The organism is Pseudomonas fluorescens, from assembly GCF_902498195.1.
In the GTDB taxonomy this organism is placed as follows: domain Bacteria; phylum Pseudomonadota; class Gammaproteobacteria; order Pseudomonadales; family Pseudomonadaceae; genus Aquipseudomonas; species Aquipseudomonas fluorescens_BU.
In genome coordinates, this window is the sequence record NZ_CABVIY010000002.1 from 199,564 (window position 1) to 216,104 (window position 16,541).

Here is a 16,541-nt window from a genome sequence, read left to right on the forward strand (position 1 = left end):
GAGTTTGACATTGCTATTCGGCATAACGCTTATTCAAAACCAATCTCTACAACCACCGCATTCCGTCCCTTCGTTAGCGTCCTATCTGGAGAACCTGGCTGTTCGGAACTAGATTTTATACAGCGCCCAGCCAGGCATTTGTGTTTCACCTGCGAAAGGATGGAGTCGGCTATGAACAGGTTGCTGCGTGTGTTGTTGATGTTGAAGGTGGTGGTGATGTTGACCCTCGGCAGTTCGGCAGTGTGGGCCGAGTGCGAGGATCACGAAACCCAGGCGTCGAGCGGGTCGGTGGTGCAGGGTGATTTGATGCTGGCCAAGTCCGAGTCCGAGCCGGGTGATCAGGGGCAGGGCGGTGCTGCCAATGATGATGACCCCACTACCGATGAACCGGATTCCGATGACGCCGACGATGGCGATAGCCAGACGTAAATCGCAGGCAAAAGAAAACCCCTTCTTTTCCGACTGATGCGCAATCGAGAGAGAAGGGGTCAGGTGCATCCCCGTGGGAGCGGGCTTGCTCGCGAAGGCGATCAGTCAGTCAGCAGTGAGGTTGACTGAACGGACGCCTTCGCGAGCAAGCCCGCTCCCACTTTTTTATGCCGCGCCGTCGAGGAATTGCTCCGCGTGGTGGCAGGCCACCTGGCGGCTGTCGAGCAGGCGCAGGGCCGGCTCTTCGGTGCTGCAACGCTCGGTGGCGTATGGGCAGCGCTTGTGGAAAGCGCAGCCCGGCGGGGGGTTCAGCGGGTTGGGCAACTCGCCGACGATTTTGATTTTCGGCTTGTTCGGGTCCGGGTGGATGGTTGGGGTGGCCGACAGTAGGGCCTGGGTGTACGGGTGCAGCGGACGCTCGTAAATGTCGTTCTTCGGGCCCATTTCCACCGGGCGGCCGAGGTACATCACCATCACGTCATCGGCGACGTGCTGCACCACGGCCAGGTTGTGGGAGATGAACACGTAGGCGGTGTTGAACTCCTGCTGCAAATCCATGAACAGGTTCAGCACCTGCGCCTGGATCGACACGTCCAGTGCCGAAGTCGGTTCGTCCGCGACCAGCACTTTAGGTTGCAGCATCATGGCGCGCGCGAGGGCGATCCGCTGGCGCTGGCCGCCGGAGAACATGTGCGGATAACGCTGATAGTGCTCAGGGCGCAAGCCCACCTGCTTCATCATCGCCTGCACTTTCTCGCGACGTTGCGCGGCGCTCAGGTTGGTGTTGATCAGCAAGGGTTCGGCGAGCTGGTCACCGACTTTCTGCCGGGGGTTCAACGAGGCATACGGGCTCTGGAAAACCATCTGCACGTCTTTGCGCAGTTGTTTGCGCTGGGCCTTGTCGGCGCCGGCCACTTCCTGGCCGGCGATTTTCAAGGAGCCCGAAGACGGCTCTTCGATCAGCGTCAGGGCTCGGGCCAGGGTGGATTTGCCGCAGCCCGACTCACCGACGACGGCGAGGGTCTTGCCGGCTTCCAGCTCAAAGGACACGCCGTTGAGGGCGCGCACGGTGGCGTGGCCCTTGAACATGCCACGGGACACTTCGTAGTGACGGGTCAGGTCGCGGGCGGTAAGTACGACGGCCATTACGCCACCTCCTGGTTCAGCGGGTAGAAGCAGCGGGCGAGGCTGTTGCTTTTCGGGTCAAGGGCCGGACGCTGTGCGCGGCAGTTGTCCTGCACGTAAGGGCAGCGCGGCGACAGCAGGCAGCCCTGCGGACGGTCGTAACGACCCGGCACGATGCCGGGCAATGTGGACAGGCGCGAGGCGCCCAGGCTGTGTTCCGGGATCGCCTTGAGCAGCGCTTCGCTGTACGGGTGCGCCGGAATGTCGAACAGTTGCGGCACCTGGCCGACTTCGACGGCCTGGCCTGCGTACATCACACACACGCGCTGGGCGGTCTCGGCCACGACGGCGAGGTCGTGGGTGATCAGCACCAGGCCCATGTTCTGCTCTTTCTGCAACGCCAGCAGCAGGTCCATGATCTGCGCCTGAATGGTCACGTCGAGGGCCGTGGTCGGTTCGTCGGCGATCAGCAGTTTCGGTTCGCCTGCAATCGCCATGGCGATCGCGACGCGTTGGCTCATACCGCCGGACAGTTGATGCGGGTAGGCCTCCATACGGCTGGCCGCGCCCGGGATTTCAACCTTTTCCAACAGTTCGATGGCGCGCTTGCGCGCGGCCTTGCCGGACATTTTCAGGTGCAGGCGCAGCACTTCTTCGATCTGGAAACCGACGGTGTAGCTCGGGTTCAGCGCGGTCATCGGGTCCTGGAAGACCATGGACAGGTCTTTACCGACGATCTGCCGACGCTGGCGGTTGTTGAGCTTGAGCATGTCCTTGCCGTCAAAGCTGAGCGAGTCGGCGGTGACGATGCCGGGATGCTCGATCAGGCCCATCAGCGCCATCATGGTCACGGACTTGCCGGAACCGGACTCGCCAACGATGGCCAGCACTTCGCCCTTGTCCACTTTCAGGTCGAGCCCGTCGACGACGGGCGTGGCGTTCTTGTCGCCGAAGCGAACGTTGAGATTCTTGATTTCTAACAGTGACATGGGAATCTCCTCAGGCGGCGTTCTTGAGTTTCGGGTCCAGCGCATCGCGCAGGCCGTCACCCATCAAGTTGATTGCCAGCACGCTGAGCAAAATGGTCAAACCAGGCAGGCTGACGACCCACCAGGCGCGTTCGATGTAGTCGCGGGCCGAGGCCAGCATGGTGCCCCACTCCGGCGTTGGCGGTTGTACGCCAAGGCCGAGGAAGCCCAGGGCGGCGGCATCGAGAATCGCCGAGGAGAAGCTCAGGGTGGCCTGAACGATCAGGGGCGCCATGCAGTTCGGCAGCACGGTGACGAACATCAGGCGTGGCAGGCCGGCACCGGCCAGGCGCGCGGCGGTCACGTAGTCGCGGTTCAGCTCGCCCATCACCGCGGCGCGGGTCAGGCGAACGTAGGACGGCAGCGATACCACGGCAATGGCGATCACGGTGTTGATCAGGCCAGGGCCGAGGATGGCGACGATCGCCACGGCCAGCAGCAAGGACGGCAGGGCCAGCATGATGTCCATCAGACGCATGATGGTCGGGCCGACCAGGCGCGGGAAGAACCCGGCGAACAGGCCCAGCAGGATGCCCGGGATCAGCGACATCACCACCGACGACAGGCCGATCAGCAGCGACAGGCGTGAACCCTGGATCAGGCGCGACAGCAGGTCGCGACCCAGTTCATCGGTGCCCAGCAGGAACTGCCATTGCCCGCCTTCCAGCCAGGCGGGCGGCGTCAGCAGGAAGTCGCGGTACTGCTCGCTTGGGTCATGGGGGGCGACCCACGGGGCGAAGATGGCGCAGAAAATCACCAGCAGCATGAACATCAGGCCGGCGACGGCCCCTTTGTTCCTGGAAAACGCTTGCCAGAATTCTTTGTACGGCGATGGGTACAGCAGGCTTTGATCCACGGCGGACGCGGCGTTGGCTACTGAGGATGTTGGAGTGCTCATGGGTATTGACCTCAGCGCTGATGACGGATGCGTGGGTTGGCAAAGCCGTAGAGGATGTCCACTACGAAGTTGACCAGAATCACCAGGCAGGCGATTAACAGGATGCCGTTTTGCACAACCGGGTAGTCCCGGGCGCCAATGGCTTCGATCAGCCATTTGCCGATGCCCGGCCAGGAGAAGATGGTTTCGGTCAGGACCGCACCGGCCAGCAGGGTGCCGACTTGCAGGCCGACCACGGTCAGTACCGGAATCAGCGCGTTACGCAGGCCGTGCACGAACACCACGCGCGACGGCGACAGGCCCTTGGCCTTGGCGGTGCGGATGTAGTCTTCACGCAACACTTCGAGCATCGACGAACGGGTCATCCGCGCGATAACGGCCAGCGGGATGGTGCCGAGCACGATGGCCGGCAGGATCAGGTGGTGCAGGGCGTCGACGAAGGCGCCCATGTCATCGGCCAGCAGCGTGTCGATCAGCATGAAGCCGGTGCGCGGCTCGATGTCGTACAGCAGGTCGATCCGCCCGGACACCGGGGTCCAGCCCAGGGACACCGAGAAGAACATGATCAGGATCAGGCCCCACCAGAAGATCGGCATCGAATATCCCGCCAGGGAGATGCCCATCACCCCGTGGTCGAACAGGGATCCTCGCTTGAGTGCCGCAATCACCCCGGCCAACAGGCCCAGGATGCCGGCGAACAACAGGGCGGCCATGGACAGTTCCAGGGTCGCGGGGAAGAGGGAAGTGAACTCGCTCCAGACGCTTTCACGGGTACGCAGGGATTCCCCGAGATCGCCGTGGGCCAGTTTGCCGATGTAATCCAGGTACTGGGCATACAGGGGTTTGTTCAGACCTAGGCGTTCCATTGCCTGAGCATGCATCTCGGGGTCGACCCGACGTTCGCCCATCATCACTTCCACGGGGTCGCCGGGAATCATGCGAATCAACGCGAAGGTCAGCAAGGTGATGCCGAAGAACGTGGGGATCAGTAACCCCAGTCGGCGGGCAATAAAACTAAACATCTTGTTGTGTACCTCATCAGCCGGTTAGGCGTGCCCGGCATGCCTGGGTCAGGCATGCCGGGAGTTTTCTTATTTACTTCACCTGGGTGGTGGCGAAGTTATTCGTGGTGAGCGGACTAATGTGGTAGCCCTCTACGTTGTTACGCATCGCGGTGAACATTCTAGTGTGCGCCAGGCTGATCCATGGCTGGTCCTGGTTAAAAATAACCTGGGCCTGCTCGTACAGCGCCGCACGTTCGGCCGGGTCGGTTTTTTCCCGGGCCTGGTCGATCAGGGCCTGGAATTTGTCATTGCACCAGCGTGCGTAGTTTTCGCCGTTCTTGGCCGCTTCGCAACTGAGCATAGGCGTCAGGAAGTTATCCGGGTCGCCGTTGTCGCCCGCCCATCCGGCGGACACCATGTCGTGCTCGCCGTTTTTCGCGCGCTTGAGCATTTCGCCCCATTCCATGACGCGGATGTCGATCTTGATCCCGACCTTGGCCAGGTCGGCCTGCATCATCTGCGCGCCGAGCATCGGGTTCGGGTTGGTCGCACCCCCGCCGTTGCGGGTGAACAGGGTGAACACCGTGCCTTCCGGAACGCCGGCTTCCTTGAGCAGGGCGCGAGCCTTGTCCAGGTCGCGGGTCGGGTTCTTCAGGTCATGGTTGTAGCCCAGCAGGGTGTCCGGGAACGGGTTGACCGCCGCGGTCGCATTGCCTTTGCCAAACAGCGCGTTGACGGCCGCTTCCTTGTCGAAGGCGATGTCGATGGCTTTACGCACGCGCACGTCGCTCAGGTATTTGTGCTGAGTGTTGATGGCGATGTACGCAACGGTCATCGCGTTCAGCTCGTCGACCTTCAGCTTGGCGTCCTTGCGGATGCTCGGAATGTCATCCGGCTTGGGATACAACGCGATCTGGCATTCGTTGGCCTTGAGCTTCTGCAGGCGCACGTTGTTGTCGGTGGCGATGGCCAGGATCAATGAGTCGGCCGGTGCCTTGCCACGGAAGTAGTCCGGGTTGGCCTTGAAACGAACCTGGGCGTCTTTGTTGTAGCGCTGGAAGACGAACGGGCCGGTGCCGATGGGCTTGTTGTTCAGCTCGCCGGTCTTGTTGGCCTTGAGCAGCTGGTCGGCGTACTCGGCGGAGTAGATCGAGGAGAACGCCATGGCGATGTCGGCCAGGAACGGCGCTTCGCGGCGGGTCAGGGTGAACTTGACGGTGTTGTCGTCGACTTTCTCGACGTTTTTCAGCAGTTCCTTGAAGCCCATGCTTTCAAAGTACGGGAAGCCCACGCTCGACAGTTTGTGCCATGGGTGGTTCGGGTCCAGCTGGCGCTGGAAGCTCCAGACCACGTCGTCGGCGTTCAGGTCGCGGGTCGGCTTGAAGTAGTCGGTGGTGTGAAACTTGACGCCTTTGCGCAGGTGGAACGTGTAGGTCAGGCCGTCCTCGCTGATGTCCCAGGATTCTGCCAGTGCCGGAATCACATCCGTGGTGCCGGGCTTGAAGTCGGCCAGGCGATTGAAGATGGTTTCGGCCACCGCATCGGCTGTGACTGCAGTCGTGTACTGGACCATGTCGAAGCCTTCGGGGCTGTTTTCGGTGCAAACCACCAGGGGTTTGGCCGATACACCCACCGCGACACTCAGCAACGCGGCCGCGATGGCCGCACGTAGGGGAAGCATTTTCATCAAGAACCCTCTGCAATCGGTTGAAGGACAAAAACCCACGGCCGGCTCACGTCTGAGCCGGCCGTGGGCGGGTGCATTACAGAATGTTGAACGGAACAGTGGTCACGAGACGGAACTCGTTGATGCTGCCGTCAGCCTGGTTTTCGCTGGCGCGGTGAGCGGTGTAGGTCGCGCGAACAGTAGTGGCCTTGAACGGACCGCTCTGTACCGCGTAGGAGGCACCGATGCCGTATTCGTAGTGGTGTTCGCCGTCTTGCGACTGGATACCGTCGTAGCCTTTGTCGGCCACGCCTTTGTTGCCGGTGTAGTGGGTACCGTCGATGCCCCAGCCACGCGCCTGGTAGATGTTGAACTTCAGGCCTGGCACGCCGTATTCAGCCATGTTCAGACCGTAGGCGACCTGGAAGGATTTCTCGTTCGGACCGTTGAAGTCCGACAGCAGGGAGTTGGCCAGGTAGATGCCGTTGGTTTCGTGCAGGTAGTCGAAGTACTCGTTACCGTTCACTTCCTGGTACGAGAAGGTCAGGCTGTGGGCCTGGTGCGTCAGGCCGAAGGACAGCGAGTAGGTGTCGTTGTCGATGTCGCCGATCAGCGCCTTACCTTCTTCCTGGGTTTTGTAGTAGTTCAGGCCGGTGGTCAGGCTCAGTACCTGGCTGTCGCCCAGTACGTGGGTGGCGCCGAAGTAGTACTGGTTCCAGATGTCTTCGGCCTGGGTGGCCCAGAGGCTGGTGGTCAGGCTGGCGAACGGGGTGTAAGTGATACCGCCGGTGTAGACGTGATCGGATTCAACGATGCCGTTGGCGTATTCAGTACGGAACTTGCGCTGGCTCTCTTCGGTACGCGGAGAGTTGCGGTCGAAGGTGGCCAGGTCGAATTGCAGGTTGTTCAGCTCTTCGCTGTGGATCGCCACACCCTGGAAGCTCGACGGCAGCGCACGGTTACCGATGACATCGACCATCGGGCTGCTGAAGTTCTGGCGACCTGCGGTCAGGGTGGTGTTGGAAATGCGCGCCTTGACGTTGGCCAGGCCCAGTTTGCTCCACTGGCCGACCGCGTCGCCGCCTTCTTCGGTCAGGGTACGGTTGTTGCCCGCGCCTGGACGCGTGCCCGGTGCGCCACCGTTGTTCGACGCCAGGTCCTTGCGGTCCTGGTCCAGGGCGATGGCGTTGTAGGCCGCCACTTCAGTGCTGAAACCGACAGTACCCTGGGTGAAGCCCGAGTTGTACTTGACGATGGTGCCCTGGACCCAGTTGATGCGACGGTCAGTCGGGGTCGATACGCCGTCTTTCTTGTAGGCGAAGTTGGCGCCGCGCTTCAGTTGCTCGTTGGCGTACCAGTTACGGGTCGTGCCGCCGATCGACTGGCCTTCGAGGAAACCGGTGGCTTCGCTCTGGGCGCTTTTTTCATTGACGCTGACCGGGGTGTAGGCCTGGCTCTGGGTCTCTGCGTAAGCCGTGGCGGTTACGCTGCTGATGGCCATGGCCAGTAATGCGGTGCTGCTCAGTTTCATGGGTGAAGCTCCTTACTTTCTATTATTAATGCCGGTCTTTTTTGGTGATCCGGCTATTTGCTTTGGAACTCTTTCACGCATCGCAAACGTTTGCTGAGCGCCAGATCGGCGAATAGCGGCAATACGCTTGCGTGAGGGCGCAATGCGCCCCCGGCGTTTCAGCTACACGGTTTTATTTTTCGATGCCGACACCCGAGAACACGTTGCGACCGAACGGGCTGACCTTGAACCCTTCGATCTTGGCGCTCAGCGGCTGGTTGACCGTCGAGTGGGCGACTGGCGTGATCGGTACCTGCTGCTTGAGGTACTGCTGCGCCTGTTTGTACAGCACGGTGCGCTGCTCGCGGTCGGTCACGACCTTGGCCTGCTTGATCAGCTTGTCGTAAGCCGGATCGCACCACATGGAGTAGTTGTTGCCACCAATGGCATCGCAGCTGTACAGCGTGCCGAGCCAGTTGTCCGGGTCACCATTGTCACCGGTCCAGCCGATCAGGCTGACGTCGTGCTCGCCGTTCTTGGTGCGCTTGATGTACTCGCCCCATTCGTAGCTGACGATCTTGACCTTGAGGCCGATCTTCGCCCAGTCAGACTGGAGCATCTCGGCCATCAGCTTGGCGTTGGGGTTGTATGGGCGCTGCACGGGCATGGCCCACAGGGTAATTTCGGTGCCTTCCTTCACGCCGGCCGCCTTGAGCAGTTCCCTGGCTTTTTCCGGGTTGTAGGCGGCGTCCTTGATCGTCTCGTCGTAGGACCACTGGGTCGGCGGCATCGCGTTGACCGCCAGTTGCCCCGCGCCCTGGTAAACGGCGTTGAGAATGCCTTGCTTGTTCACCGCCATGTCCAGCGCCTGGCGCACTTCGAGTTGGTCGAAAGGCTTGTGGCGCACGTTGTAGGCGATGTAGCCGAGATTGAAGCCGGGTTTCTCGATCAGCTGCAGTGCCGGGTCGTTCTTCAACGCGGTCACGTCGGCAGGGCGCGGGTGCAGGGTGATCTGGCACTCGTTGGCCTTGAGCTTCTGCACGCGCACCGACGCATCGGTGTTGATGGCGAAAATCAGGTTGTCGAGCTTGACCCGGCTGGGGTCCCAGTACTGTTTGTTGCCGGTGTAGCGGATGTTGGAGTCTTTCTGGTAGCTCTTGAATACGAACGGCCCGGTGCCGATCGGCTTCTGGTTGATGTCGCTCGGCTTGCCTTCGGCCAGCAGCTTGTCGGCGTATTCGGCGGAGAGGATCGCGGCGAAGCTCATGGCGATGTTCTGGATGAACGCGGCGTCCACGCTGTTGAGCGTCATGACCACGGTCAGCGGCCCGGTCTTTTCGACCTTGGCGATGTTCTTGTTCAGGCTCATCCCGTTGAAGTACGGGAATTCGGTCGGGTAAGCCTTACGGAAGGGTTGTTGCGGGTCGAGCATGCGATTGAACGTGAACAGCACGTCATCGGCGTTGAAGTCGCGGGTGGGCGTGAAGTACTTGGTCGTATGAAACTTCACGCCTGGGCGCAGGTGAAAGGTGTACTTGAGGCCGTCCTCGGAAATATCCCAACTGGTGGCCAGGCCGGGTACGACATTGGTCGCGCCCTTTTCAAACTCGGCCAGTCGGTTATACAGCGGTTCGGCCGCGTCGTTGTCAGTCGCGGTCGTGTACTGCGCCGTATCGAAACCGGCGGGGCTGCCTTCGGAGCAGAACACCAGGCTGTTGTTGGCGGCCTGGCTCATGGAGGTGGCGGCCAACAGGCCGGTGCCCAGCAATGCGGATAAAACCAAGGTATGGCGCATGACGCTCTCTCTTGTTCAGTGTTTTGGCAATGAGCCTTCGTGCCGTGTGCAGGCGTGGAAGGCATCACTGGTATCCAGCCATGACGTGCTGCAAATAAACCGATGACCCACGCATGAGCTGGTCGGATCCCGACGGTATGAACCGTGGGCCCGGCAGTAAATGCGAAAAGTCCGAAAGACTCGTGGGAAAAGACGACGCGTCCTAGCGCTCTACTGTAGTCAGCAGACGATTTGGATGTAGGCGATTTCCTGCTTTCTCGGTAGATAAAGCAACGGCGACGTCAGAAACGTCGCCGTTGCCAAACCTTACTTGCTGACGCTGACGCCGTAGAAGGAGTTCAAGCCAAACGGGCTGATCTTGAAGTCCTGCACTTCGGCACGCATCGGTTGGAACACCGTCGAGTGAGCGATAGGTGTGTATGGAACAGCATCTTTGAGGACGTGTTGCGCCTGCTTGTACAGTTCGGTGCGCTTGGCCTGATCCGAGGTGCGCTTGGCTTGCTTGACGATGTCGTCAAACTTCTTGTCGCACCACTTGGCGAAGTTGTTGCCTTCCAGCGAGTCGCAGCCGAACAGCACGTTCAGCCAGTTGTCCGGATCACCATTGTCACCGCTCCAGCCAATCAGCATCGCCTGGTTTTCGCCACCTTTGGAGCGCTTGATGTACTCGCCCCACTCGTAGCTCTGGATCTTGACCTTCAGGCCGATCTTGGCCCAGTCAGACTGCAGCATTTCGGCCATCAGCTTGGCGTTCGGGTTGTAAGGACGTTGCACAGGCATCGCCCACAGAACGATTTCCGTGCCCTCTTTGACGCCCGCTTCCTTGAGCAGCTCCTTGGCTTTCTCAGGATCGTACTTGGCGTCCTTGATGGTGGTGTCGTAGGACCACTGGGTCGGTGGCATGGCGTTGACGGCCAACTGACCGGCGCCTTGGTACACGGAGTCGATGATCTGCTGCTTGTTGACCGCCATGTCCAGTGCCTGACGCACTTTCAGGTCGGCCAGCGGGTTGGGAACAGTTTGACCCTTGACCTGCGGCATCACGTTGTAGGCGATGTAACCCAGGTTGAAACCGGCCTGGTCAGGCACCTTCAGGGTTTTGTCTTCCTTCAGCGCCTTCAGGTCAGCCGGACGAGGGAACAGGGTGACCTGGCACTCGCCTTTCTTCAGCTTCTGGATGCGAACCGACGGGTCGGTGGTGATGGCGAAGATCAGGTTGTCGATCTTGACGTCATCAGGCTTCCAGTAGTCCTTGTTCCCGGTGTAGCGGATGTTGGAGTCTTTCTGGTAGCTCTTGAACACGAACGGGCCGGTGCCAACCGGTTTCTGGTTGATATCGGCGGCCTTGCCTTCCTTGAGCAGCTGGGCAGCGTACTCGGCGGACTGGATCGAGGCGAAGCTCATGGCCATGTTCTGGATGAACGCGGCATCGACGTCCTTGAGGGTGAACTTGACGGTGTTGTCGTCGACTTTATCGATCTTGGTGATGTTGGTGTCCATCCCCATGTCGGTGAAGTACGGGAATTCGGTCGGGTACGCTTTGCGGAACGGGTCATCCTTGCTAATCATGCGATTGAAGGTGAACAGCACGTCGTCCGCGTTGAAGGTACGCGTCGGCTTGAAGTACGGGGTGGTGTGGAACTTGACGCCTTCACGCAGGTGGAAGGTGTACGTCAGGCCGTCGTCGGAGACGTCCCAGCTGGTCGCCAGGCCAGGAATAACGGCGGTGCCGCCGCGCTCGAACTGAGTCAGGCGGTTGAACATGGTTTCTGCAGAGGCGTCGAAGTCGGTTCCGGTGGTGTATTGACCTGGATCGAAACCGGCCGGGCTCCCTTCGGAGCAGAACACCAGGTTAGTCGCAGCTTGGGCGAACGGTGCGCTAGCTAACAAGCTGGCGCCGACTAAAAACGGAATGACCGCGTGTTTTAGCATGGTGGCCTCATGATTTTGTTGTCATTTTTTGATTTTGAGGACGACCTCGTGAGTCGTGCCTGCGGATACTTATGCAGGGCCCATACCCAATGCAAGATCCAGAGCGGCTACAAGCGTTAAACGGTGGCACGAACGTACCTTAATGTCGCATTTGTATAAATTTTGACGCATTTGACCGTTTGCGCGGCATTTTTGCAGTGCAACTGGCGCACTTTTATGGTGCGAGCCGGGTATGGGTTGCCCGTGGCTGGGGCGAGGTGTTACCAATTTATACCCGTCCTGTGGGGGTGGGTAGGCGGTGAATGGGAGTGGTTATCGTTGCACGAGTCCTGATCGATAGCCGTGAGTTGTACCAAGTGCAACTGATGTCGTTTTACGGGGTGTGACTTTCGCTACCCGATTGAGCATAGACGCTGTTTGCAAAAAAAAAGACGATCACGCAGGCGATCGTCTTTTTTTGCCCGGGGGTTATCGAATCAAGGCATCAGCACTTCAATCGAACCATCGGCCGTCATGCTGACCTGGCTGGTGCCGGCTTCAACGTCTGGCGTGACCGGAGCACTGTCCATGCCAGCGGCTTTCATCATCATGGGTGCGCGCATGTACGGTTGCGGGTAGCCGTTGCTGTTGAAGTTCAGGTTGACGATTCTGTAGCCCTTGCCGCCCAAGGCATCGGTGGCGAGCTGAGCGCGGGCCTTGAAGGCAGTCACGGCGTCCTTGAGCAGGGTGTCTTCGCTGGCCTTGCGGGTTGGCGTGGCGATGGCGAAATCCATGCCGCCCATTTTCAGGTCGGTGAGCAGTTCCCCGGTCAGCTTCGACAGCGCGGCGAAATCCGTGCTCTCCAGGCGCAGTTCGGCGCGCTCGCGCCAGCCGGTGATCTTCTGGCCTTTGGCGTCATAGATCGGGTAGCTGTTGCGGCTGCCCTGGCGCAGGGTGATGTCCTTGACCTGTTTGGCCTGGGCCAATGCCTTGTTCAGGGTGGTGCTGACGTCGGCGGCGAGCTTGGCCGGGTCGGTATTTTGTTCTTCGGTGTAGAGGGTCACGATCATCAGGTCGCGAGCCACTTCCTGGCTGACTTCGGCGCGCAGGGAAATCTGGTTGTAATGAAGCTCGTCGGCCGCCAGGGCCGGGAGGCTGGCGAGAGTGCCAATACTCAGGGCGAGGAGGGCGGCGCTGCGGCGGTTTGTGTGCATGAAGGCTCCTAGGGGTGGTGCGCAGGGAATAATGCGGGCCTGCGTGAAACCATCAGACTCTAGCGTTAATGATCCGGTTCGCACAGTTACAACTTCTATACAGATGCGCACGCCCTTTGTGGGAGCGAGCTTGCTCGTCTCCCGCGTTATCGTTAACGACCATCGCGAGCATGCTCGCTCCTACATGTGGTCGTTTGCCGCACTTTCGCCTCTGAAGGCGCTGCTTGGTTATACTCCCTGCGATCCGCCTGGAGCGCTCATCAGGAGAGCTCATGCTCGCCCCCGTTCAAATCACTTCCGCCACGCGCCAGAACCTCTGGCGGCTGACCTTCATCCGCACGTTGGTGTTGGCCGCCCAGGCCGGTTCCGTGGGCCTGGCCTACTGGCTCGAACTGCTGCCGCTGCCCTGGTTTCAACTGGCCGCGACCCTCGGTTGCTCGATGCTGCTGTGCGCGTTCACGGCGATTCGCCTGCGCACCTCCTGGCCGGTCACCGAGCTTGAATACGCCGTGCAACTGGCCTGCGACCTGTTTATCCACAGTGCCTTGCTGTATTTCTCCGGCGGTTCGACCAACCCGTTCGTCTCTTATTACCTGGTGCCGCTGACCATCGCCGCGGTGACCTTGCCGTGGCGTTATTCGGTGATTCTGTCGGGCATCGCCCTGACGATGTACACCCTGTTGCTGGCGCGGTTCTATCCGTTGCAGACCTTCCCCATCGCCCGGGAAAACCTGCAGGTGTACGGGATGTGGCTGAGTTTTGCCCTGGCGGCGGCAGTGATCACTTTCTTCGCCGCGCGCATGGCCGAAGAGTTGCGTCGTCAGGAAGAATTGCGCGCCATCCGCCGCGAAGAGGGCCTGCGTGACCAGCAATTGCTGGCCGTGGCCACCCAGGCGGCCGGCGCGGCCCACGAGCTGGGCACGCCGCTGGCGACCATGAGCGTACTGCTCAAGGAAATGCGCCAGGACCACCACGACCCGATGTTGCAGGAAGACCTGAGCGTGCTGCAGGATCAGGTCAAGCTGTGCAAAGAGACGTTGCAGCACCTGGTGCGCGCCGCCGAAGCCAATCGCCGTCTGGCGGTGGAGATGCAGGACGTCACCGACTGGCTCGATGAAGCGCTCAATCGCTGGCACCTGATGCGCCCCGAAGCCAGTTACCGCTTCCAGCGCCTGGGCCAGGGCACGGTGCCGCGCATGGCGCCGCCGCCGGACCTGACCCAGGCGCTGCTGAATTTGTTGAACAACGCGGCGGATGCCTGTCCCGAAGGGCTGCAAGTGACCCTGGACTGGAATGCCGAGGACTTGACCATCAGCATCCGCGACCACGGCGCCGGTGTGCCACTGGCCATTGCCGAACAGATCGGCAAGCCGTTTTTTACCACCAAGGGCAAAGGTTTCGGCCTGGGCCTGTTTTTGAGCAAGGCCAGCGTGACACGCGCCGGCGGCTCAGTGAAACTCTATAGTCATGAGGAAGGCGGCACGCTCACCGAGCTGCGCTTGCCCCATGGCGCCCGAGGAGACCAACATGAGTGACGATATCCAGGTTGAAGGCGAAGAACTGCCGCATTTGCTGCTGGTCGACGACGATGCGACCTTTACCCGGGTGATGGCCCGCGCCATGGCCCGCCGTGGCTTTCGCGTCAGCACCGCCGGTTCCGCCGAAGAAGGGCTGACCATCGCCCAGAACGATCTGCCGGACTACGCCGCGCTGGACCTGAAAATGGACGGCGATTCGGGCCTGGTGCTGCTGCCCAAGTTGCTGGAAATGGACCCGGAAATGCGCGTGGTGATCCTCACCGGGTATTCGAGCATTGCCACCGCCGTGGAAGCGATCAAGCGCGGCGCCTGCAACTACCTGTGCAAGCCGGCCGACGCCGACGACGTGCTGGCCGCGCTGTTGTCCGAACATGCCGACCTCGACAGCCTGGTGCCGGAAAACCCGATGTCCGTGGACCGCTTGCAGTGGGAACACATCCAGCGCGTGCTGACCGAGCACGAAGGCAACATCTCCGCCACCGCCCGCGCCCTGGGCATGCACCGCCGCACGCTGCAGCGCAAACTGCAGAAGCGTCCCGTTCGCCGCTGAACCTGCGCTGAACGAATGCGGGCCACTCCTCGCGACAATCCGGACCGATCATCTATGATCGGTTCGTGCGTGTACCTTTTTCTATCGAGCCTTATCCATGAATCAGAACGCTGAATATTCCGCGGTCAACGATGCCGTGCGCGGGCAGTTTTTCCGAAAAGTCTGGGCGATGACGACGCCTTACTGGCGCAGCGAGGAAAGGGTCAAGGCCTGGACGCTGCTGATCGCGGTCATTGCGCTGTCGCTGGTCAGCGTCGGGATCTCGGTGTGGTTCAACACCTGGTACAAGGACTTCTACAACGCCCTGCAACAGAAGGACGAAGCGGCGTTCTGGCGGCTGATCGGGTATTTCTGCGGGATCGCAGCCGTTGCGATTGTCGGTGCGGTGTACCGACTCTACCTGACGCAAATGTTGACGATCCGCTGGCGGGCGTGGCTCACCGAGCAGTATTTTTCCCGCTGGCTCGCCGACAAGAATTACTACCGGCTGGAGCAGGGCGGCTATACCGATAACCCGGACCAGCGGATTTCCGAAGACCTCAACAACTTCACCTCGAACACGCTGGAACTGGGCATCGGTTTGCTTCGCAATATCGTCAGCCTGGTGTCGTTCTCGATCATCCTGTGGGGTGTGTCGGGCAGTATTGAAGTGTGGGGTTTTACCATTCCCGGCTACATGTTCTGGTGCGTGCTGGTGTATGCCGTGGTGGGCAGTTGGCTGACGCACTTGATCGGTCGTCGCCTGATCGGCCTGAACAACCAGCAACAACGCTTCGAGGCCGACCTGCGTTTCTCCATGGTGCGGATTCGCGAGAATGCCGAAAGCATTGCGCTGTATAACGGCGAACCGAATGAACATCGTCGGCTGAGCACCCGCTTCGGGATGGTCTGGCATAACTTCTGGGACATCATGAAGGTGTCCAAGCGCCTGACGTTCTTCACCGCCGGTTACAGTCAGGCCGCCATCATCTTTCCGTTCATCGTCGCTTCGCCGCGTTACTTGTCCGGCAAGATCGAACTCGGCGAGCTGATGCAAATCAGCTCGGCGTTCGGCAACGTGCAGGAAAGTTTCAGCTGGTTTATCAGCGCCTACCAGAGCCTCGCGTCCTGGCGCGCCACCTGCGATCGCCTGCTGAGCTTCCGCCAGGCCATGACCGACAACGAAGAGCGCGCGCCGGCCATCGACGTGCAGAATCAGGGCGATGCGTTGAACGTGCACAACCTTGGGCTCGACCTGGCAGATGGTCGCCACTTGCTGACCAATGCCGACATGACCGTGGAGGAGGGCGAGCGCGTGATGCTCAGCGGGCGTTCCGGCAGCGGCAAGTCGACCCTGTTGCGGGCGATGGGGCACCTGTGGCCGAGCGGTCACGGCAGCATTCGCCTGCCGGCGGCGCGTTATCTGTTCCTGCCGCAAAAGCCTTATTTGCCGATTGGCACCCTGCGTGAAGCGCTGAGTTATCCACAGCCTGGCGATACCTATACCAACGAGCGCTATGCCCACGTACTGGAAACCTGCCGCTTGCCGCATCTGGTAGCGCGTCTGGACGAAGCCAATCACTGGCAGCGCATGCTCTCGCCGGGTGAACAGCAGCGCCTGGCCTTTGCCCGGGCCCTGCTTTATGCGCCGCAATGGCTGTACATGGACGAAGCGACATCGGCGATGGATGAAGAGGATGAAGCCACGCTGTACCAGGCGCTGATCGATGAATTGCCGGGGCTGAGCATCGTCAGCGTCGGCCACCGCAGCAGCCTCAAGCGTTTCCATCCGCGGCATGTGCGTATCGAAAACGGTCATCTGGTGGACCAGGCCGTGACTGCCTGAATGGGGTAGATCCCTGTGGGAGCGGGCTTGCTCGCGAAGGCGGACTGT

Annotated in this window: 13 protein-coding genes; 4 read left to right on the top strand and 9 right to left on the bottom strand. The window is 60.6% G+C overall.

The window, feature by feature from the left end; all coding sequences use genetic code 11:
* Window positions 1-171 precede the first annotated feature (171 nt).
* A complete protein-coding gene (locus F8N66_RS06260) occupies window positions 172-429 on the top strand; it encodes a hypothetical protein (protein WP_150769362.1) in 258 nt (85 codons plus the stop codon).
* 165 nt (window positions 430-594) lie between these two features.
* On the opposite strand, the gene F8N66_RS06265 is transcribed toward F8N66_RS06260, so the two are convergent.
* The 9 genes from F8N66_RS06265 to F8N66_RS06305 form a co-directional block, all read right to left on the bottom strand.
* Window positions 595-1,575 carry a peptide ABC transporter ATP-binding protein gene (locus tag F8N66_RS06265; RefSeq protein ID WP_150769363.1) on the bottom strand — a complete coding sequence of 327 codons (981 nt, stop codon included), beginning with the start codon at window positions 1,573-1,575 and terminating at the stop codon, window positions 595-597.
* On the bottom strand, window positions 1,575-2,543 hold the full coding sequence (locus F8N66_RS06270; protein ID WP_150769364.1) for an ABC transporter ATP-binding protein: 969 nt from the start codon (window positions 2,541-2,543) through the stop codon (window positions 1,575-1,577). The genes F8N66_RS06265 and F8N66_RS06270 overlap by 1 nt, the downstream gene beginning before the upstream one ends.
* A gap of 10 nt (window positions 2,544-2,553) precedes the next feature.
* The gene (locus F8N66_RS06275; protein ID WP_150769365.1) at window positions 2,554-3,480 is read right to left on the bottom strand and encodes an ABC transporter permease subunit; all 927 of its coding nucleotides are present in this window, start codon (window positions 3,478-3,480) and stop codon (window positions 2,554-2,556) included.
* An 11-nt stretch (window positions 3,481-3,491) separates the two neighbouring features.
* Window positions 3,492-4,502, bottom strand: a complete 1,011-nt coding sequence (locus F8N66_RS06280) for an ABC transporter permease subunit (RefSeq protein WP_150769366.1) — start codon at window positions 4,500-4,502, stop codon at window positions 3,492-3,494.
* Between the two features lie 73 nt (window positions 4,503-4,575).
* A complete protein-coding gene (locus tag F8N66_RS06285; RefSeq protein ID WP_150769367.1) occupies window positions 4,576-6,171 on the bottom strand; it encodes an ABC transporter substrate-binding protein in 1,596 nt (531 codons plus the stop codon).
* 76 nt (window positions 6,172-6,247) lie between these two features.
* Window positions 6,248-7,681: an OprD family porin gene (locus F8N66_RS06290; RefSeq protein WP_150769368.1), complete on the bottom strand. Its 1,434-nt coding sequence runs from the start codon at window positions 7,679-7,681 to the stop codon at window positions 6,248-6,250.
* A gap of 172 nt (window positions 7,682-7,853) precedes the next feature.
* Window positions 7,854-9,455, bottom strand: coding sequence for an ABC transporter substrate-binding protein (locus F8N66_RS06295; RefSeq protein WP_150769369.1), 1,602 nt, complete (start codon window positions 9,453-9,455; stop codon window positions 7,854-7,856).
* Between the two features lie 306 nt (window positions 9,456-9,761).
* On the bottom strand, window positions 9,762-11,387 hold the full coding sequence (locus tag F8N66_RS06300; RefSeq protein WP_150769370.1) for an ABC transporter substrate-binding protein: 1,626 nt from the start codon (window positions 11,385-11,387) through the stop codon (window positions 9,762-9,764).
* Window positions 11,388-11,863: 476 nt separating this feature from the next.
* Window positions 11,864-12,580, bottom strand: coding sequence for an SIMPL domain-containing protein (locus F8N66_RS06305; RefSeq protein WP_150769371.1), 717 nt, complete (start codon window positions 12,578-12,580; stop codon window positions 11,864-11,866).
* 272 nt (window positions 12,581-12,852) lie between these two features.
* Between F8N66_RS06305 and F8N66_RS06310 the strand changes: the two genes are divergently transcribed.
* The 3 genes from F8N66_RS06310 to F8N66_RS06320 all read left to right on the top strand — a co-directional run bounded on the left by F8N66_RS06310 (window position 12,853) and on the right by F8N66_RS06320 (window position 16,493).
* Window positions 12,853-14,115, top strand: a complete 1,263-nt coding sequence (locus F8N66_RS06310) for an ATP-binding protein (RefSeq protein ID WP_150769372.1) — start codon at window positions 12,853-12,855, stop codon at window positions 14,113-14,115.
* Entirely contained in the window at window positions 14,108-14,668 is a 561-nt protein-coding gene (locus F8N66_RS06315) for a response regulator transcription factor (RefSeq protein WP_150769373.1), read from the top strand. Before F8N66_RS06310 ends, F8N66_RS06315 begins: the two co-directional genes overlap by 8 nt.
* Window positions 14,669-14,765: 97 nt before the next feature.
* Window positions 14,766-16,493, top strand: a complete 1,728-nt coding sequence (locus F8N66_RS06320) for an ABC transporter ATP-binding protein/permease (protein WP_150769374.1) — start codon at window positions 14,766-14,768, stop codon at window positions 16,491-16,493.
* Window positions 16,494-16,541: the final 48 nt, after the last annotated feature.